This window comes from Fructobacillus apis (genome assembly GCF_023893635.1).
Lineage (GTDB): Bacteria > Bacillota > Bacilli > Lactobacillales > Lactobacillaceae > Fructobacillus > Fructobacillus apis.
The window spans coordinates 39596-61901 of record NZ_JAMWYK010000006.1; the positions used below are offsets into that span (position 1 = coordinate 39596).

Annotated in this window: 20 protein-coding genes; 18 read left to right on the top strand and 2 right to left on the bottom strand. The window is 50.2% G+C overall.

The window, feature by feature from the left end; genetic code table 11:
- Positions 1-209 precede the first annotated feature (209 nt).
- On the top strand, positions 210-575 hold the full coding sequence (locus NFX39_RS05240) for a MerR family transcriptional regulator (RefSeq protein WP_252443696.1): 366 nt from the start codon (positions 210-212) through the stop codon (positions 573-575).
- A gap of 17 nt (positions 576-592) precedes the next feature.
- Positions 593-1942 carry a type I glutamate--ammonia ligase gene (glnA, locus tag NFX39_RS05245; RefSeq protein WP_252443698.1) on the top strand — a complete coding sequence of 450 codons (1350 nt, stop codon included), beginning with the start codon at positions 593-595 and terminating at the stop codon, positions 1940-1942.
- 194 nt (positions 1943-2136) lie between these two features.
- Here glnA and NFX39_RS05250 read toward each other — a convergent pair whose 3' ends face one another.
- On the bottom strand, positions 2137-3354 hold the full coding sequence (locus NFX39_RS05250; protein ID WP_252443700.1) for an MFS transporter: 1218 nt from the start codon (positions 3352-3354) through the stop codon (positions 2137-2139).
- A gap of 228 nt (positions 3355-3582) precedes the next feature.
- Between NFX39_RS05250 and NFX39_RS05255 the strand changes: the two genes are divergently transcribed.
- A complete protein-coding gene (locus NFX39_RS05255; RefSeq protein ID WP_252443702.1) occupies positions 3583-5814 on the top strand; it encodes a RelA/SpoT family protein in 2232 nt (743 codons plus the stop codon).
- Between the two features lie 28 nt (positions 5815-5842).
- Entirely contained in the window at positions 5843-6418 is a 576-nt protein-coding gene (locus NFX39_RS05260) for a hypothetical protein (RefSeq protein WP_252443704.1), read from the top strand.
- 43 nt (positions 6419-6461) lie between these two features.
- Here the strand turns inward: NFX39_RS05260 and plsY are convergent, their stop codons facing one another.
- Positions 6462-7076: a glycerol-3-phosphate 1-O-acyltransferase PlsY gene (gene plsY, locus NFX39_RS05265; RefSeq protein WP_252443706.1), complete on the bottom strand. Its 615-nt coding sequence runs from the start codon at positions 7074-7076 to the stop codon at positions 6462-6464.
- A gap of 213 nt (positions 7077-7289) precedes the next feature.
- On the opposite strand from plsY, the gene parE reads away from it, so the two are divergent.
- From parE to ribF, 14 genes are all read left to right on the top strand, one after another.
- Entirely contained in the window at positions 7290-9554 is a 2265-nt protein-coding gene (parE, locus tag NFX39_RS05270; RefSeq protein ID WP_252443708.1) for a DNA topoisomerase IV subunit B, read from the top strand.
- A gap of 32 nt (positions 9555-9586) precedes the next feature.
- On the top strand, positions 9587-12019 hold the full coding sequence (gene parC, locus NFX39_RS05275) for a DNA topoisomerase IV subunit A (protein ID WP_252443710.1): 2433 nt from the start codon (positions 9587-9589) through the stop codon (positions 12017-12019).
- Between the two features lie 72 nt (positions 12020-12091).
- Complete coding sequence (locus tag NFX39_RS05280; protein ID WP_252443712.1) at positions 12092-12997, top strand: manganese-dependent inorganic pyrophosphatase; 906 nt, start codon at positions 12092-12094, stop codon at positions 12995-12997.
- 140 nt (positions 12998-13137) lie between these two features.
- A complete protein-coding gene (gene rpmG, locus NFX39_RS05285; RefSeq protein WP_002815032.1) occupies positions 13138-13287 on the top strand; it encodes a 50S ribosomal protein L33 in 150 nt (49 codons plus the stop codon).
- Positions 13287-13556: a 30S ribosomal protein S14 gene (rpsN, locus tag NFX39_RS05290; protein ID WP_252443714.1), complete on the top strand. Its 270-nt coding sequence runs from the start codon at positions 13287-13289 to the stop codon at positions 13554-13556. Before rpmG ends, rpsN begins: the two co-directional genes overlap by 1 nt.
- 166 nt (positions 13557-13722) lie before the next feature.
- Positions 13723-14199, top strand: a complete 477-nt coding sequence (locus NFX39_RS05295; RefSeq protein ID WP_252443716.1) for a ribosome maturation factor RimP — start codon at positions 13723-13725, stop codon at positions 14197-14199.
- Positions 14200-14223: 24 nt separating this feature from the next.
- Positions 14224-15399: a transcription termination factor NusA gene (gene nusA / locus NFX39_RS05300; RefSeq protein ID WP_252443718.1), complete on the top strand. Its 1176-nt coding sequence runs from the start codon at positions 14224-14226 to the stop codon at positions 15397-15399.
- Positions 15400-15417: 18 nt separating this feature from the next.
- Positions 15418-15720, top strand: a complete 303-nt coding sequence (gene rnpM, locus NFX39_RS05305; protein WP_252443720.1) for an RNase P modulator RnpM — start codon at positions 15418-15420, stop codon at positions 15718-15720.
- Positions 15707-16021, top strand: coding sequence for a L7Ae/L30e/S12e/Gadd45 family ribosomal protein (locus NFX39_RS05310; RefSeq protein ID WP_252443722.1), 315 nt, complete (start codon positions 15707-15709; stop codon positions 16019-16021). The genes rnpM and NFX39_RS05310 overlap by 14 nt, the downstream gene beginning before the upstream one ends.
- A complete protein-coding gene (gene infB / locus NFX39_RS05315; protein ID WP_252443723.1) occupies positions 16022-18478 on the top strand; it encodes a translation initiation factor IF-2 in 2457 nt (818 codons plus the stop codon).
- Positions 18479-18502: 24 nt separating this feature from the next.
- On the top strand, positions 18503-18862 hold the full coding sequence (rbfA, locus tag NFX39_RS05320; protein WP_252443725.1) for a 30S ribosome-binding factor RbfA: 360 nt from the start codon (positions 18503-18505) through the stop codon (positions 18860-18862).
- Between the two features lie 187 nt (positions 18863-19049).
- Positions 19050-20240: a pyridoxal phosphate-dependent aminotransferase gene (locus NFX39_RS05325; RefSeq protein WP_252443727.1), complete on the top strand. Its 1191-nt coding sequence runs from the start codon at positions 19050-19052 to the stop codon at positions 20238-20240.
- Positions 20241-20303: 63 nt separating this feature from the next.
- Positions 20304-21218: a tRNA pseudouridine(55) synthase TruB gene (gene truB / locus NFX39_RS05330; RefSeq protein ID WP_252443729.1), complete on the top strand. Its 915-nt coding sequence runs from the start codon at positions 20304-20306 to the stop codon at positions 21216-21218.
- 21 nt (positions 21219-21239) lie between these two features.
- Positions 21240-22298, top strand: a complete 1059-nt coding sequence (gene ribF / locus NFX39_RS05335; protein ID WP_252443731.1) for a bifunctional riboflavin kinase/FMN adenylyltransferase — start codon at positions 21240-21242, stop codon at positions 22296-22298.
- Positions 22299-22306 lie beyond the last annotated feature (8 nt).

Here is a 22306-nt window from a genome sequence, read left to right on the forward strand (position 1 = left end):
AAAAAGAGTCGCCAAGAAAGCGACTCTTTTTTACTAGAATCAGCGGGTAGGGTAAGATAGGAGTAGAAAGGCTTCAAAGATTGGCAAAATGGGGTCAAACTAGACCAATTCCTTTACCAATTTAGAATGTGAGGTCAAGAAAGCTGACAAATTGTTAAACAAGTTGTGCTCTTTCGTATATATTTTTTAGCAAGGGGGGATAGTTCATCGTGAAGAATTCAGAATTACAACGAAACAAAGCTGTCCTGCCGATGTCGGTGGTGCGTGAACTGACTTTGCTAACGGACCGTCAGATTCGTTACTACGAAGAACACGGCCTCGTGAAGCCAGAGCGTGGGAAGGGTGGGCAGCGCCGCTTTTCTCTAAACGACATCGACCAACTCTTGCGCATTAAGGACCACCTGGATGCAGGGGATTCGACGAAGGATATTCGGGAACTCTTCGACAAGTCCGAGCGAAAGAAGCGCCAGCAAGCTGAAGAACAGGACGCCAAGTTGCGCCGTGCTTTGCAAGATGAATTTGCACAGATTGCCCGCTTCAATCAATCGACCAATCGAAACAACCGGATGCATTAGCAGAAAGTAGGAGAGACATGACGCAAAAGACAATGACCAAAGACGAAATCCGAGCAAAGGTGAAAGAAGAACACGTTGAATTCATTCGCGTGACGTTCACGGACGTGATGGGAACCATCAAGAACGTGGAAATTCCAGTGAGCCAATTGGACAGTTTGCTCGATAACGACGTGATGTTCGACGGTTCATCAATCGAAGGGTTTGTTCGGATCAACGAGTCCGACATGTACTTGTACCCTGACCTGTCAACGTTTTTGATTTTTCCATGGTCCGAAGATGCACACGGTGGTAAGGTTGCCCGTCTTATTGCGGACGTTTACACGGCCGACCGCAAGCCATTCCCAGGTGACCCACGCCACGCCTTGAAGGAAGCGGTGAAGCACGCCCAAAAGGACGGCTTTACGGAATTCAACGTTGGAACGGAACCCGAGTTCTTCCTCTTTAAGTTGGATGAAAAGGGAAACCCAACGATGGAACTAAACGACCACGGATCGTACTTCGATTTGGCACCCCTGGACGGTGCTGAAGACGTGCGTCGCGAAATCGTGTTGACCCTTGAACAGATGGACTTCGAAGTCGAAGCGGCCCACCACGAAGTGGCGGACGGCCAGCACGAAGTGGACTTCAAGTACGCCAACGCTTTGGAAGCGGCCGATAAGATTCAGACCTTCAAGTTGGTCGTGAAGACGATTGCCCGCAAGAATGGTTATTACGCAACCTTCATGCCAAAGCCAATCTCTGGAATCAACGGTTCTGGAATGCACGTGAACATGTCTTTGTTCAACGAAGACGGTAACGCCTTTGCGGGTGGGGATGACGAATTCTTCGGTCTCTCAAAAACAGCCTTGCACTTCTTGGGTGGTTTGTTGAAGCACGCACCAGCCATCACGGCCTTTGCGAACCCAACGGTGAACTCATACAAGCGTTTGACGCCTGGATTCGAAGCGCCCGTTTACATCGCCTGGTCAGCGTCAAACCGTTCGCCAATGATCCGCGTGCCGAGCGCACGTGGTATCGGAACGCGTTTGGAACTCCGAACGGTGGACCCAACGGCCAACCCATACCTGACGTTGGCGGCCATCTTGACGGCCGGTTTGGACGGTATTGACAACCATCTTGAACCAAGCTCATCCGTTGATAAGAACATCTACTTGATGGACGAAAACGAACGGAAGAAGGCGGGTATCCGTGACTTGCCAGACACGCTCTTGGACGCCTTGGAAGAATTGGAAAAGGATTCAATCGTGATTGACTCAGTGGGTCAGCACATCACGGACAAGTTCGTGGAAGCAAAGCGCATCGAGTACCAATCCTACCGTCAGTTCGTGACGAAGTGGGAAATTGATAACTACTTTATGAATTACTAATTAAGGCTTATGAAAACGCTCCTGAGCAGTCGCCCAGGAGCTTTTTATTGTACGTGGACTTAAGGAGCAGGACTGGTCGTTATTAGGCTTTCGACGGCGCAACTGCACCATGTTTTAGAAGTGGCCTGCGGTGCGATGATCCCGTAAAAAAAGCCCCGCCATCAGCTGGTGGGGTTTTTTGTTTTTATATTGACTTACGTATTGATCTTCTTACGGTTCACGTTGAAGTAGAAGAGCGTTCCGTTAATCGCCATCATCAGCGCCGTGAAGATGAAGATAGCGCGGTAGTCAAAGGACGAGGCAATCACCGTTCCAAAGAGGGGACCGAGCACCGAACCAGCCGACTGGAAGGACTGGTTATAGGAGAATACCCGGGATACCAACTGCTCCGGCGTATTTCTCGAAAGGAGCGTCTGGATGGCTGGCAACAGGGTCGCATCCGCAATTCCAATGGCAAAGCGGAAGAAGATGAGCCAGAAGACCGTCGTCACGAATGCCGTTGGGAAGAAGGCCAAGACAGCGAGCACGAAGCCGGCCTGAATCATGTACTTCGTTCCAATCTTGTCGCCCAGGCGTCCAAACCATGGGGCGAAGAGGAAGGTTGCACAACCAGGCATGGCAGCGACAACTCCGGTAATGAAGGTGACGTTTCCCTGACCGTTCAACACCTCACGCACGAACAGCGCAACAATTGGGTTGATGGCCATGTTCACGATTTGCACGAGCATCGTCGTCACAAAGAGGGCGATCAGCACGCTTTTGTTTGGCAGCTTGGAGAAGCGCAGGTCTTCTTCCTTCGTATCTTCCTCCGGCAACTTCTTTTCCGGCTTCTTTTCTTCAATGAAGAACCAGATGAAGAAGAAAAGCACAACGAAAATGGAAGCGGTAATGAAGAAAATGTTCCGGTAGGACATGAAGGTGGCAAGCGTTCCACCAATCAAAGGCCCCACGAGCGTTCCACCTGTGAACCCGGTCACCACGATTCCAAGAGCGCGACCAACCTGTTCACGGGGCGTCTGTGTCGCAATCAAGGCGTTGGCGTTTGACACAAAACCACCGAGTGCACCCTGAATGGCGCGAAGGGCAATCAACTGCCAGACGTTTTGCACCAAACCGGTCAGTCCCATGGCGAGGGCCAAACCAAGCGCGGCACGCATCATCATGAGCTTACGTCCCTTTTTATCCGCCAATCGTCCCCAGAGTGGGGAGACGATGGTTGAGGTCAAAAAGGTTGCGGCAAAGGCGAAGCCGGAATAGAAGTTCAGTTCCGCCCGAGTGAAGTTTCCCAGCGTGTCAATGAAGAGGGAAAGGAAGGGGACGATTTCGGAAAAAGCAATTCCCGACATCATCACTGCCAGCCAGACAATCCACATATTGCGTTTCCAGTCGACAGGCTGATTTTCTGCTTGCATGAGGGCCTCCTTCAAGTGTTATTTCTATTGATTAATCTTACTCTTTTTCTCTGAAAAATGCAGGGGCTTTCCTATATTTTTTGGATTCAAATTCAAAAGAACGACACCGTTATTCTAAACTATTAACTAGTCTTTGAATCGCCTGTCTTTTGCTTGTTTAGGGGGGCGATATACCATATAATGTGTCTAAGACGATTTCATTTAACGTTCATTTAAAGGAGGCTTGCCATGACACAATACAAAGAATACCAAGCACAAGACGTCTTGGACATGGTGAACGCCTACCTTGATAAAGAACAGCAAGCAGCCGTACAAAAGGCCTTTGACTGGGCGAACGAACTGCACAAGGACCAGAAGCGTCAATCCGGACAAGCCTACATTGCCCACCCAATCCAAGTGGCGGGTATCCTCGCCGAATTGAAGATGGACGGTCCAACCATCATCGCCGGTTTCTTACACGATATCGTGGAAGACACGCCGGTCACCGGACAAGACGTTGTTGACCGCTTCGGTGAAACGGTTGGTCGCATTGTCGATGGGGTCACGAAGATCTCAAAGATTAAGTACCAGGACTCGAAGGTTCAATTGGCCGAAAACCACCGTAAGCTTCTTTTGGCGATGGCAAAAGACATCCGCGTGATTATCGTGAAGTTGGCCGACCGCCTGCACAATATGCGCACGCTTGACGCCTTGCACCCTGAAAAGCAACGTCGCATTTCAAAGGAAACGCTGTCCATCTACGCACCCTTGGCCGACCGACTCGGTATTTCGGCCATCAAGTGGGAACTCGAAGACCTGTCGCTTTCATACTTGGAGCCAGACGCTTACCACAAGATTGCCAAGATGATGTCAATGAAGCGCACGGAGCGCATCGAAATCATTGAAGAGGCCGTCGCTAAGATTGAACAAAGCATTTCGGACTTGAAGCTCGAGGATGTTTCCGTCTATGGTCGTCCCAAGCACATCTATTCGATCTACCGTAAGCTCGTGGACAAGCACAAGTCCTTTGATGAAATCTACGATTTGTCTGCCATTCGCATCCTAACGGAAAACGTGGCGGACACGTACGCGGTTTTGGGTGCCATTCACTCCCACTGGAAGCCACTTCCAGGCCGCTTCAAAGACTACATCGCCTTGCCGAAGCCAAACGGTTACCAATCCTTGCACACGACGGTTATCGGTCCCGGCGGTCGTCCGCTTGAAGTTCAGATTCGAACGTACCAGATGCACCAGGTGGCTGAGTACGGAGTTGCGGCCCACTGGGCCTACAAGCAAAACCGTGGATCTGACCAAACCGCAAACGTACAAGACCAGTCCGAGCAGGTCTTGAACATGATTCAGGGAATCTTGGAGTTCCAGGAATCCGCAACGGATGCCCAAGACTTCATGGACTCCGTTCAAGCCGACCTCTTCGTGGACCGCGTCTACGCTTTTTCACCGGCGGGGGATGTTTATGAACTTGCCCAGGGTGCTGGTCCTTTGGACATGGCCTTTGCCATCCACTCCAAGGTTGGGGAACAGACAACTGGGGCCAAGGCCAACGGCCGCATTGTCCCATTGGATTACCAAATCCAAAACGGGGACATCATGGAAATCTTGACCAGTCCAAACGCCAAGCCATCACGTGACTGGCTGGACTTGGTGAAGACCCGTAAGGCACGCCACAAGATTAAGCAGTTCTTGAAGAAGCGTGACCGCGCCGACAACATTCAGTCCGGTTTGGACGCCGTTTTGAAAGAATTGGCCGACCAGAGTTACGACGTCGCCACCTATGGGGATGATGAGCACATGAATCAGGCGGCGGAAGGCTTGAACGCCGGAAGTCGTGATGACTTGCTTGCTTCCGTTGGGTACGGGGACCTATCCCGTTTAACTGTCGTTAAGGAATTGACGAAGTCCCTTCGTGAAGAGAAGGCCGCGGCCGAAGCCGCTGCTTTGCAAAAGAAGTTGCTTGAAGACGGGGAAGCACTTAAAAAAGAGGCGCAGACACCAAGTAAGAGCAAGCAAGAATCCGAAGTGGTGATTGCCGGTATCGACAACCTGCTCGTTCGCTTAGCTGGTTGCTGTACGCCGGTTCCGGGAGACCCTGTTTCAGGTTACATCTCACAGGGACGCGGAGTGGCCGTTCACCGCTTTGACTGCCCAAACATCCACGCGGCCCAAGAACAAGGAGAACGTTTGGTCGATGTCGTTTGGGCTGATCCAAACGGTTTGCGCCAGGACTACACGGCAGACCTAACGATTCACGCGGAAAACGAGCCGGGAATTTTGAACGACCTGTTGAAGTCATTGAACGCCAAGACCCGCTTCATCAAGGAAATCAACGGGCACGTCACAAAGGGGGGCATGGTCTTAGTCCAAGCTTCCCTTGGTGTTGCCAACCTGGCCCAGTTGAACGGCATCATTGATTCCCTTTCTGCACAACGTTCCGTTTACGACGTGAAGCGGACGATTCACTAACAATAAAAACGAAACAGAGGAAATACCCGTGAGCACGAGTCCCATCCGCCTAGTTCCGCTTAAGATTGCTGGGCACAAGCAAGAAGTATATTACGATATTGACAGTCATTCTTACTTTCAAGCAAAGGAGAAGAAAAAGCTCCAGGGATTTGATTTAGCACTTTTCGTTACTTTCATTATCTCTGCCATCTGGGCAACGCCCTACTGGATTCTACGTTTTCTTCCCTTACCAAAGATGCACATCACGTCGCCTCTGATGTGGTGGCTTGGCCTCTTTGTATCCGCCATTCTCCCGTTCTTCTTCTGGGTGATGGCCTTTCGGGAACAACGTCGTCGACCAATCAACTTCTTTGAATTGGCACGCCTGAATCCAAACGACCAGGAACGACGCCACCTGAAGGCCAAGTGGGCCTTCGAACGTGCTTGGATCATCTTCGTTTTGGTGCTGTTGCCACCAACGACGGTCCTGTTCTTCTTCCTGTACTTGGTGAAGGCCAACTTCCTGGACGCGCTTCTATTGACGCTGCACGGCACGCTCTTTCTGCGTCGCCTTCAGCCAGACGTCTTCAAGCGCTTGAAGCTGTCACCACGCCACCTGTCGTAATAAAAAAGAGCTGAACCAAACGGTTCAGCTCTTTTTGTTTTCTTTATTTGGCTTTCTTCGACCAGTAGACGAGTCCGAATGGAATCGTTGATTCCTGTCCCTTTAAGATACGTCCAAGGTTTTGACGGTGGCGATAGAAGACAAAGACTGTCAAAGCAATCGCTACAATCGATAAGATAATGTCTTGGTAGTAGAAGACGGACATGATGGAGGCGAAAGTGAAACCAACCATTGAGGCAACCGATACCATCGAAAAGAGTACCAGGCACAAAATGAAGGTTGCGACGACCATCCAGAAGAGGGCGGGGTTGTAAACGGCGAGCACACCAGCTGAGGTTGCGACTGCCTTTCCACCCTTAAATCCGATCCAGAGGGAGAAGGTGTGGCCCAAGATAGCGGCCAAACCAACGTACATCACGTTGATGTCGACGTGGAAGAGGGCTGGCAACAAGGCTGCCGCCACACCCTTCAACATGTCGAAGACCAAAACGGTCGTTCCGGCGACGGGACCGAGGCTTCGAAAAGCGTTGGTCGTCCCGATGTTTCCAGAACCTTCCGTTCGGATGTCTTTGTGGTAAAAGAGTTTACCAATCCAAAAGCCTGGGACAAGTGATCCCAGCAAGTAGGCCAGTAAAAAGACCAAAATTGTTTTTTCCATTTGATGAACTCCTTAAATGAAACGCAGATAATATTTTACCACAGCGCTTTCGTCTTTGGCTGATTCTAAAGCAGATTTAAGATGTTTTCTGCTGGAAAAGTCAAAACCGGCTTAGATTTTCTATTGTCACTTTTTCATTTTTAATCTATGATAAGGTAGATTGCCAAAAGAAGCCCCAATTATGGGCACTTTTGGAAAAAACGACAATAAAGGATGATCACTGTGCCAAACAACACACATTACGATGCAGATTCGATTAAAATCCTAGAGGGATTGGAAGCCGTTCGGAAGCGACCAGGAATGTACATTGGTTCGACTGACGGACGTGGTCTCCACCACTTGGTATACGAAATTGTCGACAACGCGGTCGATGAAGCTTTGGGTGGTTATGGAAACCACATCGAAGTGACAATTGAAGAAAATAATGCCATTACGGTTTCCGATTCTGGACGTGGTATGCCAGTCGGCATGCACTCATCCGGGAAGCCAACGCCCGAAGTTATCCTGACGGTGCTTCACGCCGGTGGAAAGTTCGGACAGGGTGGTTACGCCACTTCTGGTGGTTTGCACGGGGTTGGTTCATCCGTTGTTAACGCACTTTCTGAATACTTGAAGGTGACGATTGTCCGTGACGGACACCGCTTCGAAGAGACCTTTGAAAACGGTGGAAAGCCAATCGGTACACTGATTGACTTGGGTGCTACAAAAGACCACACCGGGACGACCGTGACTTTTAAGCCCGACGCTTCGATCTTCTCAACGACGGTCTTTAAGTTTGATACGTTAGCGGAACGCTTGCGCGAAGCCGCCTTCTTGATGTCTGGTGTGAAGTTCACGTTGACAGACAAGCGTGTCGCACCTGCCCGCCAGGAAGTTTACCACTATGAAAAGGGACTCCACGCCTTCGTTGATTTCTTGAACGAAGAAAAGGAAGGCCTCGGACCCGTTATGTCCTTCGATGGGGAAAGCGACGGCATCGTCGTCGACGTGGCCGCTCAGTATAACGATGGTTACTCTGAAACGCTTTTGTCCTTTGTTAACAACGTTCGTACGCAAGACGGTGGAACCCACGAAGCTGGTTTCCGCGCTGCCTGGACGAAGGCCTTTAACGAATACGCCCGCCGGGTGAACTTGCTGAAGGATAAGGACAAGAACCTCGAAGGTTCCGACGTCCGTGAAGGACTCTCAGCCGTCGTTTCTTTGCGTGTGCCCGAAGAACTCTTGCAGTTCGAAGGTCAGACGAAGGACAAGTTGGGAACCACGGAAGCCCGTGGGGCGGTTGATTCCGTCGTAAACGACACGTTAGCCCGTTTCTTGCTCGAAAACGGTGACTTTGGACAGAAGATTGTCCGCAAGGCACTCCGTGCTCGTGAAGCCCGTGAAGCGGCTCGTAAGGCACGTGAAGAATCACGTACCGGTAAGTCAAAGGGAAAGAAGGAACGCCTTCTTTCCGGTAAGCTGGCACCCGCACAGTCAAAGAACGCTGATAAGAACGAATTGTTCTTGGTCGAGGGAGACTCTGCCGGTGGTTCAGCTAAGCAGGGACGTGACCGTAAGTTCCAGGCCATCTTGCCACTCCGTGGTAAGGTCTTGAACACGCAGAAGGCTAAGTTACCTGATATCTTAAAGAACGAAGAAATTTCAACGTTGATCTACGCCATTGGTGGCGGGGTCGGGCCTGACTTTAACATCAAAAACGCCGCCTTCGACAAGGTTATCATCATGACCGACGCCGACGACGACGGTGCCCACATCCAAACCTTGCTTTTGACGTTCTTCTACAAGTACATGCGTCCTTTGATTGAAGCAGGAAAGGTTTACATCGCTTTGCCACCGCTGTACCGCATTAAGTACCGTGGTAAGCAAGACGATTCCTTTGCCTGGACCAACGACGAATTGGCCGAAATTACGGCCAAGGCCAAGACCAAGTACGAATTGACTCGTTTCAAGGGTCTTGGTGAAATGAACGCGACCCTTCTTTGGGAAACGACGATGGACCCCGAATCACGGACGTTGATTCGTGTGAAGATTGACGACGCCATGCTCGCTGAAAAGCGCGTGACGACGCTCATGGGTGACAAAGTTGACCCACGCCGTCAATGGATTGAAAACAACGTGCAATTCACGTTGGAAGAAGAAGGATCCATCTTGGATAACGTGGCCGGTGGTGCTGATTCCAGCCAGGTCTTTGACCAGGTAATGGCCGGTAAGGATCCACACGGTGAAACGGAAGCCGAAGAAGTTGCCCGCGTTGCTGAAAACAGCCCGGCAGCCCAGGCTGAAAAGGCCGTCGCCGAAAAGGTTGCTGCATCTCGGGCCAAGCCTGTAGAGGAAACACCAGCGGAAGCAAAGAAGGAAGCAGTGGCAGAAGAAAAGGCCGCTCCAAAAAAGGAAGCGACAAAGCCAGCTGCACCAAAGAAGGACGAAAAGCCTTCTTCACAGAATCCTGAAAACTTCGAGAACCTGAACTTGTTTTAAGCACTGATACGAAAGGATAGGGGATTGTCCATATGGCAGACCGCATTACCGAGCTTTCACTAGAAGCCGTCATGGGCGAGCGCTTCGGTCGCTATTCAAAATACATCATTCAAGAACGAGCCCTGCCCGACATTCGTGACGGGCTCAAGCCTGTTCAGCGTCGTATTCTTTACGCGATGGACCAGGACTCAAACACCTATGACCACCCATACCGTAAGTCGGCAAAGGCCGTTGGAAACATCATGGGTAACTATCACCCCCACGGTGATTCTTCCATCTACGAAGCCATGGTACGTCTTTCCCAGGATTGGAAAGTGCGTGAACCGCTCATTGACATGAACGGAAACAACGGTTCGGTCGATAACGATCCAGCCGCCGCCATGCGTTACACGGAATCACGTTTGGCCAAAGTCTCAGGCGAAATCCTGAAGGACTTGGCACAAGACACCGTCGAAATGGTTTTGAACTTCGATGACACGACCTACGAACCAACGGTTTTGCCATCTCGTTTGCCAAACCTCTTTGTGAACGGGGCCACTGGAATTTCTGCCGGTTACGCGACGGATATTCCGCCACACAATCTTAAGGAAATCAACGAGGCCTTGATTTACTTGCTCGACCATCCGGAAGCCAGCTTGGCTGAACTGATGAAGTTCGTGAAGGGACCGGACTTCCCAACGGGTGGTATCATCCAGGGGTTGGACGGTATCAAGCAAGCTTACGAAACGGGTCGCGGCCGCGTGGTTGTTCGTGCTAAGACCGAAGTAAGTCCACTTAAGGGTGGAAAGCAAAAGATTGAAATCACGGAAATTCCATACGAAGTCGTGAAGTCCAACTTGGTTGCCAAGATTGACGCCATTCGCTTGAACAAGGAAGTGGCCGGCATTTCCGAAGTCCGTGATGAATCGGACCGTGAGGGGATGTCCATTGTCATCGAATTGGCAAAGGACGCTTCCGCCGATGGCATCTTGACTTACCTCTTCAAGAAGACGGACTTGCAGATTTCATACAACTTCAACATGGTGGCCATCCACGACCAACGACCAGTTCTGGTTACGTTGCAAAATGGTTTGCAGGCCTTCTTGGACTTTCGTAAGGATGTCGTCTTGAAGCGTTCCGCTTACGATTTGAAGAAGGCCCAGGCTCGTCAACACATCGTGGAAGGGTTGATTCGCATGTTGTCCATCTTGGACGAAGTGGTTTCAACCATCCGTTCTTCTAAGAACCGTAAGGACGCCACGCAAAACTTGATGGACAAGTTTGACTTCACCAAGGCCCAGGCGGAAGCCATCGTAACCTTGCAGCTTTACCGTTTGACCAACACGGACGTGACGCAGCTGCAAGACGAACACGACGCCTTGGCAAAGAAGATTGCCGAACTGCAAAAAATTCTGAACGAGACGTCTGCTTTGCACGACGTTATCCGCAAGGAATTGCAAGAAGTCATCGACGAATACGCAACGCCTCGTTTGACGGAAATCGAAAAGGAAATCGAATCCCTTGTCATCGACACGGCCGTGACGGTGCCAGACGAAAGCGTTCGTTTGTTGCTTTCACAAAACGGTTACGTGAAGCGTTCATCCCTCCGTTCATTCAAGGCTTCGGCCGAAGAAAACGGTTTGGCCGATGATGACCCAATCATCATGGAACAGACCGTGAACACGACGGAGCACCTGTTGGCCTTCACCAACATGGGAAACTTGATTTACCGACCAATCTACGAGATTTCCGAATTCAAGTGGAAGGAACCAGGAGAACACTTCTCCCAGACACTTTCAAACTGGGATCCGGAAGAAGCCATCATCGCCGCGATGGTCATTAAGGACCCAGCAGCTAAGGACACCGTCCTCTTAGCTTCAACGGACGGTTACATTAAGCGTTCCGAAATTGTCGACATGGTACCGAAGTCATACAAGAAGAAGTCGGCAACGGTCATGAAGCTCAAGTCCGACGCTGCCCGTGTGGCTGCGGTTGCACCAGTTAGCGACGACAACGACGTCTTGGTCTTGGCAAAGGCTGGACTCGGACTCCGCTTTAAGGCGGATGAAGTGCCAACGGTTGGTGCTCGTACCGCCGGTGTGAAGGCGATTAAGTTGGGCGACGGTGACTCGGTTGCCGACGTATTGACTTTGTCAGAAAAGGACACTTACTTGGCCCTCGTGACAAACCAGGGAACGTTTAAGTACTCCCGCCTCGACGAAATCTCCGATTCCCACCGTGCAAATAAGGGGCTCCAGGTCTTGTCACCACGTAAGACGGTCGATTACGCCGTTGCGGCGGCCACCGCTGTTGAAGACGACCAAGCGGCCCTGCGTATTGAAACGGATCGGATGAAGACCTTTGACATTCAATTGCAAGACCACTCGTTGTCGAACCGGACGGCCAATGGTTCAGCGCTCTTGGATCCATCATCCGATGGCCAAGCAACGTCAATCAAAGTCTTGGAATTAGACGCGGAAGACTAGTCAGCAACCACTGTTATCGGTTACAATAGATATGAATTGATGCGGATTACCGCAAATTGAGGAGTTAAAAACATGGCAAAGATTCAAGTTTTTGGACACAAGAATCCTGATATGGATACGGTTGCCTCAGCAATGGCCGCGGCCGATTTGCTGTCACAACAAGGTTTGGATACCGAAGCAGTTGCACAAGGTAAGCCAAACCAAGAAACGCAATTTGCTTTGGACCACTTTGGTTTGAAGGCATTGCCAATCATCGATAAGGCTTCAACCGAAGAAGTTGTTTTGGTTGACCACAACGAAGCCGCACAATCCGTCGACAACTTGGCCGACGTAACGGTTTACGGCATCTACGACCACCACAAGTTCAACTTCCAAAACGGTACGCCACTTTACATTACGGCAAAGCCTTGGGGTTCTGTTTCAACCATCTTGTACTACGAATATATGCAAGCTGGTTTGACGATTCCTGCTAAGATTGCCGGTGTGTTGGCATCTGGTTTGATTTCTGACACGTTGTTGTTGAAGAGCCCAACCACAACGGATGTTGACCGCAAGGCCTTGCCAGAATTGGCAAAGATTGCTGGCATCGATGACATCGAAGCTTACGGTTTGGAATTGTTGAAGGCCGGAACGGACCTTTCATCACGTTCTGACGAAGAATTGTTGGAAGGGGACGCCAAGTCCTTTACCATGGGTTCACACGACTTCCGTATCGGACAGGTGAACACGGTTGACATCGATGATGTTTTGAAGCGTCAAGGTGACTTGGAAAAGGCCATGAAGGCTTCTGGTTACGAAGACTTCTTGTTGGTTATCACGGACATCTTGAACTCCAATTCAAAGGCCATCTACTTGGGTGATGCCGCTGACAACATCGAAAAGGCTTTCGATGCTAAGTTAGAAAACAACATCATCGACTTGCCTGGCGTGGTTTCACGTAAGAAGCAAGTGGTACCACGATTGCAAAAGCAATTCTAAGACAAGAACGGGTTTGAAGAACTTTTTAAGAAAAGTTAAAAGAACCCCTTTACAGTCTAGAAACTAGCCTGTATAATACTATTTTGTATTGACAAGCAAATAAATTTTTATCAAAAAACTAACACTGAGGAGCTATAGCTATGCGTATTCATGTCGTATTAGGCAATGACGAAACTGGGGAACGTATTTACTTGACGTCAAAGAACCGTCGTAACACCCCTGATCGTTTGGAGTTGAAGAAGTACTCACCAAAACTTCGTAAAGTTGTAACGTTTAAGGAGATTAAGTAATGGCTAAGAAATCAAAGATTGCAAAGGCAAAGCAACGTGAAGTAATGGTTGCCAAGTACGCTGACAAGCGTGCTGCTTTGAAGGCTGCCGGTGACTACATCGGTTTGGCTGCCTTGCCAAAGGACTCATCACCTGTACGTGTTCACAACCGTGACCGCATCGATGGACGTCCACACGGTTACATGCGTGAATTCGGAATGTCACGTTTGAACTTCCGCCAATTAGCACACAAGGGTCAGATTCCTGGTGTTCGTAAGGCTTCTTGGTAAAAAGAATCAACAAACCACAGCCTTGCTGTGGTTTTTTCTTTGTCTACCTTGCTTTTTGAATGGAAATCAACTACTATAAAGGTAAGTTAATTTACAGTCGTAAATGAGCGGGTCAGGGAGATTTGACCGGCTCATTTTTTATGACTTTGATAGATAAGGAGCGGCGATGGTACAAGCAAAGAATCAAGCGCTACTAGACATTGTCCAACCGATTATTGAGGATCAAAACCTGCTGTTGTGGGACTTGGTCATCAAGAAGGTTGCCGGCAAAAAGACAGTAGAAATCTTAGTTGATTTACCAAATCATAACAACATCTCAATGACTCAAATTACCACCTTTACGCAGGCGGTAAACGAGGCCTTGGACGAAGCAGAAGTAGACCCGGTTCCAGGTGAGTACATGCTAGACATTGCATCACCAGGTTGGGATCGTTCACTTTCTGAACCCTGGCACTTTGCTTGGGCAAAGGAAGCAGACGAACAAATTTCAATTGCTTTGTTTGCTGCTAAGGATGGTCAAAAGAAATGGACAGGTGCCATTTCTTCATTAGATGATGATGGTCTTTCTTTGGAAGTTGATGGAGAAGAAAAGCGCTTTAACTTTGACGAAATTGCCAAAGCCGTTGTTTCAATCCAATTTTGATGGTTTAAAAGTGGAGTTATAGATATGAGTAAAGAATTAGTAATGGCCTTGGATGCCTTGGAACAAGAACGAGGCATCGACCGTGAAGTCGTTGTTGAAGCTTTGGAAAACGCCTTGAAGGCGGCTTACAAGAAGCAATACAACGCGAACCAAAACGTCGAAGCAACCTTCGACGACAAGAAGGGTAAGATGACCATCAAGCAGGTCAAGACGGTTGTCTTGGACGAAGACTTGTTGGACCCTGACACTGAAATCTCTTTGACGGAAGCTTTGGAAATCAACAAGGCTTACGAAGCGGGTGATGAAATCCGTTTCGACGTAACGCCAAAGGACTTCGGTCGTATGGCCGCACAAGCTGCTAAGCAAGTTATCGTACAAAAGATGCGTGAAGCAACGCGTCAGGCTGTCTACGAACGTTACAAGGACTACGAAGGGGAAATCATCTCCGGAGAAGTTGAACGTCAAGACACGCGTTTCTTGTACGTGATGCTTCCTGGTAAGCAAGAAGCCGTGATGACGGCCGGTGATCAAATGCCAACGGAACACTACCGCATGCGTGACCGCATCAAGGTATTGGTTTCAAAGGTTGATGATTCCTTGAAGGGACCACAAATCTTTGTTTCACGTACGGCACCTGGTTTGGTTAAGCGTTTGTTCGAGCAAGAAGTACCTGAAGTGTACGATGGAACGGTTGAAATCGTTTCCGTTGCTCGTGAAGCGGGTGACCGTTCAAAGATTGCCGTTTACACGCACGACGAAGACTTGGATCCAGTTGGAGCCTTGGTTGGTCAGCGTGGGGCACGTGTTCAAGCCGTTGTCACTGAATTGGGTGGCGAACACATGGACATCGTGGAATGGGTTGAAGACGAAGCGCAATACATTGCAAACGCCTTGAATCCAGCTGAAGTAACGGACGTTATCTTTGATCCTGAAAACGATCAAGCCGTCACGGTAATTGTTCCTGACGACCAATTGTCATTGGCCATTGGTAAGAAGGGACAAAACGCCCGCTTGGCTGCTCGTTTGACGGGTGTCAAGATTGACATCAAGCCTGAATCAGAAGCCGCTGACTTGGCCGTTGCCATGGACGAAGCAGCAGACGATTCATTTGATGACGCCGCTGATGAAGCCGTTGACACTGATGTAGATGCTGGTGTTGATGCATTGGCTGAAGACGATAGCGAAAATCCTGAAATCTAATTTCGAGGAGGTTCTTCGATGAAAACACGGAAGATTCCGTTAAGAAAAGACATTGTTTCGGGCGAGATGTTCCCGAAGCAAGACCTTGTCCGGGTGGTGAAGAATAAAGAAGGCGAAGTCTTCTTGGATCCAACCGGTAAGAAAAACGGTCGCGGTGCTTACATTGCGCTAGACCGCAAGACGGCTGAAGCGGCCAAAGCAAAGAAAGTCTTTGAACGTGCCTTTTCACAGGCAATCGAACCGGCTTTCTATGATGAACTTTACGCTTACGTCGATCATCAACAAGCCCGAAAAGAGCTCTTTGAAAATGACGATGAATAAGTTGATGCAGACTTTGGGTCTCGCCCGTCGTGCTAACAAAGTCGTCTTAGGATCAGGCCCAACGATGAAGGCCATCCAAAATCAAAGTGCTCGAATCGTCTTTTTCCCAAAAGATGGTGGGGCTAGCCAGTATAAGAAGTTTTCAGATAAGTGTGCTTTCTATAAAGTGACTTTTTCAGATGCTTTGACCAGAGAGGAACTGGTTTCATCCATCGGGATGAACCGGTCGGTCCTAGCAATCGAAGACGCTGGTTTTTCAAAAAAAATCAAAGAAATACTTGAAGAAAAGGAGCGGAACTAAATGGCAGAAGAAAAGAAATTCTCTGGATCAAACCGTAAGACCCGCAAGATGGCAGTGCCAGAACGAAAGGAACTTCCAGCTTCCCAACGTCGTCACGCCGCTAAATTGTCAGAGGGAGCGGCTAAGCCAGCTGGTCCAGCACGTCCAAAGTCAAACGGACCACGAAACGAAGGAAACGGACAACGTCCAACTTCCCGTAACGGACAAAACGGTGGACCTCGTGGAGGTCAAGGTGGCTCACGTCGCCCACAAAACAACCGTTCAAACCAGTCTTCTGGACGCCCAATGGTGCGCGAAAAGAAGTCTTGGTCAACGAAGCCTCGTGAAGGACAAGTTAACTATTCAGCAAAGAAGGATGATTCTTTGAAGGAATACGTGGCTCAAAACAACAAGGCCAAGCAAGAAGCTCAAAAGCAAGCTGAAAAGAAGGCGGCGAAGCCAGCCGCAAAGAAGCCTGCTGCTAAGCCAGCCGAAGCAGCAAAGCCAGCTAACGGTGGTGGACGCTTCGGTGGTTCACTTGCTTCAGGAAACAACTCCGCCCGTAACAACACGCGTAAGCGCAACACGAACGGAACGGGACAACAAACGCCTCGTCGTAACGACAAGCCACACGGTTCAAAGAAGGCGCGTCGTATCGCTGCTAAGCAGCAACCAAAGAAGCAACCAACGGTTCGTAAGGAACAGCCATTGCCAGAAGTGCTTGAATACAAGGTCGGCATGAACGTGCAGGACTTGGCAAAGCTCTTGCACCGTGACGCTTCTGAAATCATCAAGAAGTTGTTCTTGCTTGGAATTGTGACGAACCAAAACCAGTCATTGGATGAAGATACTATCGAAATCCTTGCAGCTGATTACGGTATCGACGCCAAGCAAAAGGAAGAAGAAGACTTGGCCGACATCGACCGCTTCTTCGACGATGAAACGGTTAACGAAGAAGCCCTCGAACCACGTGCTCCCGTTGTAACGATCATGGGACACGTTGATCACGGTAAGACGACGTTGTTGGATTACTTGCGTAAGACAAACGTTACCGAAGGTGAAGCTGGTGGAATCACGCAGCACATCGGTGCCTACCAAGCACGCTTGGACGGTCGTTTGATTACCTTCTTGGATACCCCTGGTCACGCGGCCTTCTCTGAAATGCGTGCCCGTGGTGCCAACGTAACGGACATCACTGTTTTGGTTGTTGCCGCAGATGACGGTGTGCAACCACAGACGATTGAAGCCATTAACCACGCCAAGTCAGCTGGTACGCCAGTGATCGTGGCCGTGAACAAGATTGATAAGGAAGGGGCGAACCCTGACCAAGTCATGAACCAATTGATGGCTTACGACCTTGTGCCTGAAGAATACGGTGGATCAACGATCTTCGTTAAGATTTCCGCTAAGCAAGGACAAAACATCGACCAATTGCTTGAAATGATCTTGCTTGAAGCCGACGTTTTGGAATTGAAGGCTGACCCAACACAACCAGGACGTGGTTCTGTTATCGAAGCCCGTTTGGACAAGGGTCGTGGACCTGTTTCAACTGTTTTGGTTCAACAAGGAACGCTCCGCATCGGAGACCCTGTCGTTGTTGGAAACACGTATGGACGTATCCGTACGATGCAAAACGAAAAGGGTGAAGACCTGAAGGAAGCCAAGCCAGCAACGCCTGTTCAAATCACTGGTTTGAACGCCGTGCCATCTGCTGGTGACCGTTTCGTTGTCATGCAAGACGAAAAGTCCGCCCGTGCCGCTGGTGAAGAACGTGAAAAGCGTGCCCGCGAAGAAGTTCGCAACGCTGGTTCCGTTGTTACCTTGGACACGTTGTTTGACACGATGTCTGAAAAGGCCATGAAGAAGGTCCCTGTTATCGTGAAGGCCGACGTTCAAGGTTCTGTTGAAGCCTTGGCTGGTTCATTGAAGAAGATTGATGTTGAAGGTGTTAAGGTTGACGTTGTTCACGCCGCCGTTGGTGCCATCAACGAATCTGACGTTTCATTGGCCGGTGCTTCTGGTGCCATCATCATCGGATTTAACGTGCGTCCTACGCCGTTTGCAAAGAACCAAGCACAAGCTGACAAGATTGACATGCGTTTCTACTCTGTTATCTATGACGCCATCGATGACGTGACGGACGCAATGCACGGTCAACTTGAACCTGTCTACGAAGAAAAGGTTATCGGTACAATCGTTGTTAAGGAACTCTTCAAGTTCTCTAAGGTTGGAACGATTGCCGGTGCCACGGTTGAAGAAGGTAAGATTACGAAGGACTCTAAGGTTCGTATCGTCCGTAACGGAACGGTTATCTTTGATGGTCCATTGGCTTCCCTCCAACGTGGTAAGGATGCCGTAAACGAAGTAAAGTTCGGTTACGACTTCGGATTCACGGTGAACAAGTTTAACGATATTCAACCAGGTGATGATGTGGAAGCATACATCATGGAAGAAGTTAAGCGTAACAAGAAGAAGTAAAACGAAACGTTTTAGGAGGCGGATATGGCAAATGCACAACGCGCTGGGCGCTTAGCTCAGGAAATCCAAAAAGACGTAACAGATTTGATTTTGAAGCGAGTAAACGATCCTCGCGTGCAAGACGTGACGGTGACGTCCGTCGATGTGACGGGTGATCTTCAAATCGCTACGATTTACTACTCAATTCTTTCGGACCTTGCGTCTGATCGGAAGAAGGCCCAAGCAGGCCTCGAGGCAGCAACGGGCTTGATTCGTCGCGAACTCGGTGCTCGCTTGACCGTCTATAAGATTCCAGAATTGCACTTCTCATTGGATAACTCAATCCAGTACGGTGACCACATCGAAGCACTGATTCGTCAACTTCACCAAAAAGAAGGCAAGTAATTTTTAAAAGAGTCCCTGTTGGGGGCTCTTTTTTTTATGAAAACGAGCCCCTTTCGGGGCTCTTCGAAGTCCGTATATTTAAGTTCTTCTCACTTTACTCATTTTTCTTTCATAAGACTGTTTTAATCCTCGCTGATTTGAGGTAGACTATAGACAATTCAAAAAGAAAGCAAAAAGAGGTGTTCTCATGAAAGCAAAACAACCAACCTTAAATCCAGAAATCACAGCGATTCCAGCCGACAAGATTTTGGGCTTTCAAGCGAGCTTGCAGGGCATCGACGATTTGCTTTATTTGACGTTCGGGGAACCCGGCTTTGATACGCCGGACGTGGTGAAGGAAGCGACCATCCAAGGAATTAAGGATAACCATTCCCACTATGGTAATTCCCAGGGAAATCCCGACTTGCGCCAGGCCGTCATTGACTACGTGGACAACCGATACGGTTTAACTGCCTATCCATCCGTTGACCAAGTACTCATCACCGCTGGGGTTTCAGAAGCGATGTACGTCATCTTCAAGACGTTACTCTCAGTGGGTGACGGTATCTTGGTGCCAGATCCAGCATACGGTTCTTACTTCTCCTCCATTGCCACGGCAAATGCGACGGCAATTCCAGTGGACACGTCGGTAGCCGATTTCAAGTTAACGCCGGCCTTGGTTCACGAAGCCGTCCAAAACGCGGACGTGCCCGTTAAGGCGGTTCTCTTTAACTATCCAAGCAACCCAACTGGTGTGACCTACAGTGAAGATGAGTTGAAAGCATTGGCCGAAGCCTTCAAGGAGGAGGGCATTTGGGTGATTTCCGATGAAATCTACTCTGAGTTGACCTATGGTAAGAAGCACTATTCCGTTGGGCAAATCATGCCGGAACAAACCATTGTCGTGAACGGCTTGTCCAAGTCACACGCCATGACCGGTTACCGGGTCGGTTTCGTTTTGGCACCCGATGAAGTGGCCGCACAACTGAAGAAGGTTCATGCTACGTTGATTTATTCCATTCCGACTTTTGTATACGACGGGGCTAAGGCAGCCTTAGAGATGCCAAAGGAAGATTTGCAGTACATGGTCGACAGCTATGAAAAGCGTCGCGACATCGCCTATGCGGGACTGTCAGACATGGGCTTTGACGTACTGTCACCGGACGGGGCCTTCTACCTCTTTGCCCAGCTGCCAGACTTCATCGAAGAAGATGGCTGGACCTTTGCCGAGAAGTTGGCAAAGGACGGCGGTGTGGCCGTCATTCCGGGTGAAGCCTTCTCAAAGTTTGAAGGAGCTAAGAAGTACATTCGCGTATCTTACGCGGGTGACCAAGATCAGATTGAAAAGGGCTTGGGCCGCATGAAAGCATACATTGAAAAGCGCCGGGCAAACCGGTAAAATAAAAGCCGACGATTTCACTTTGAATGACCGGCTTTTTTTGCTGGGATGGAGATGAACAGCATGGCCAAGCAAACGAGCAATTTAACAGGATTACTGGTGGTGAACAAGCCGAAGGGCATGACGTCCTTTGGCGTGGTGGCCCGCTTGCGCCGAATTTCGGGCCAGAAGAAGATTGGACACGCGGGCACGTTGGATCCAAACGTGGACGGTGTGCTGGTGGTGGCACTGGGAAAGGCGACGAAGCTGATTGATCTGCTCCAGACGGTGCCAAAGACTTACCAGGGAACGGTGACGTTCGGGTACGCGACGGAAAGTCAGGATTCCGATGGGGCCGTAGTCGAGGAGAAGCCCTTAGTTAAAGACCTTGACCCCGTCGCCTTGAAGGCCGCCTTCAAGAGCCTCGAGGGCGATATCATTCAGATTCCGCCGATTTATTCAGCGGTCAAGGTCAACGGAAAACGCCTATACGAGTACGCTCGGGCCAACGAGCCAGTTGAACTCCCACAACGTGAGGCAACGATCTACGAGTTTGCGCCCACCTCTGCACTTGAGTGGCTACCGGACCAACCTTACCAACGAATCGATTTCGACGCGGTGGTGTCAAAGGGGACTTACGTCCGTACGCTCGCCTATGATCTGGGCCAAAAAATGGGCTTGCCGGCAACGATGACGAAGTTAACGCGCACGGCCGGGTCTGGCTTTTCCATCGAACAAGCAACACCGCTCGATGAATTAATGGAGCTGGACGAAGCGGGTATCGCAGCAAAGCTGAAGCCAATCGCTGACGTGTTGCCATACGAGCGCAAGGACCTGACGGAAGAGGAGTTCACCTGGGTGAAGAACGGGCGTAAGATTAGCTCCTGGCCGAAGACGGAGCAGGGCTTCTACCAGCTCTACTTCGAGGACCAGCTCGTGGCGGTCTACCGCTACAACGAGGAGGAGGCGCTCTGGCGCTCTCGCTACTTCTTCCTATAAAAGACGAGTATAATTGGGATTATGACGGAATTGATTGATTTACACTATCCATTCGATGGTGACAATTTCATAGCCGAAGACCAGGTCATCGCGATGGGCTACTTTGATGGCGTCCACAAGGGCCATCAGGCGGTGATTAAGGCGGCGAAGGCGAAGGCGGACGAATTGGGCCTGCCACTTTCGGTGCTCACATACACGCCCTATCCGGGGCTCGTGTTCGAAAAGAAGGCGCTTCCCTGGCGTGATTTGACGCCAATCGCTGAAAAAATCGCCCTGCTGAGCAATCTCGGTGTCGATCGCGTCTACCGACTCAATCTCACCTCGAAGCTCGCCGGGCTCAAGCCGACAGCCTTCGTGGACAACGTCCTCTTAGCCTTACACGCCAAGGCGGTGGTCGCTGGCTTTGACCACTATTATGGGCCAAGAGCAGAGCAGGCGGACATGGTCCACCTGCAAAAGTTTGCGCAGGGCCGCTTCGACGTCGTGACGGTTGGTAAGCAGACCGTCGGCGAGATGGAAGCGGCAACCGCCGATGCCTCGAACGGCAATGCGGGCACTAACAGCTCAGCAACCACCGACGATGCGACTTCAGCCGTCTCCACCGACTCATCGGTAGCAAAGCCCGACGCCAAAATTGCCTCCCGCACCATCCGTAATCAATTGGAAGAGGGAAACGTTCACGCCGCCAACGCAGCGCTCGGTCGCGTCCACCACACGACGGGAACGGTCGTGCACGGGGATGCACGCGGACGGACGCTCGGATATCCAACGATTAACATCTGGACGCCGGAACGTGAATTCCTCCCAGGGATTGGCGTCTACGCCGTGCGCGTGGAAGTCGCTGGACAGGAAGTGCTGGGGATGGCCTCCATCGGACGCAACATCACCTTTGGTGAGGGGCGCCCCGTCACGGTCGAGATCAACCTCTTGGACTGGAACGAGATGATCTACGGTGAACCAGTTAAGGTCTACTGGGACGAACGCCTGCGCGGTGAAGTCGCCTTTGAATCGGTCGACGGTTTGATAAAACAACTTGAGCAGGACGAAGCCGAGACCCGAAATTACTTTAAGAAGGGCTAAGCGCCGTA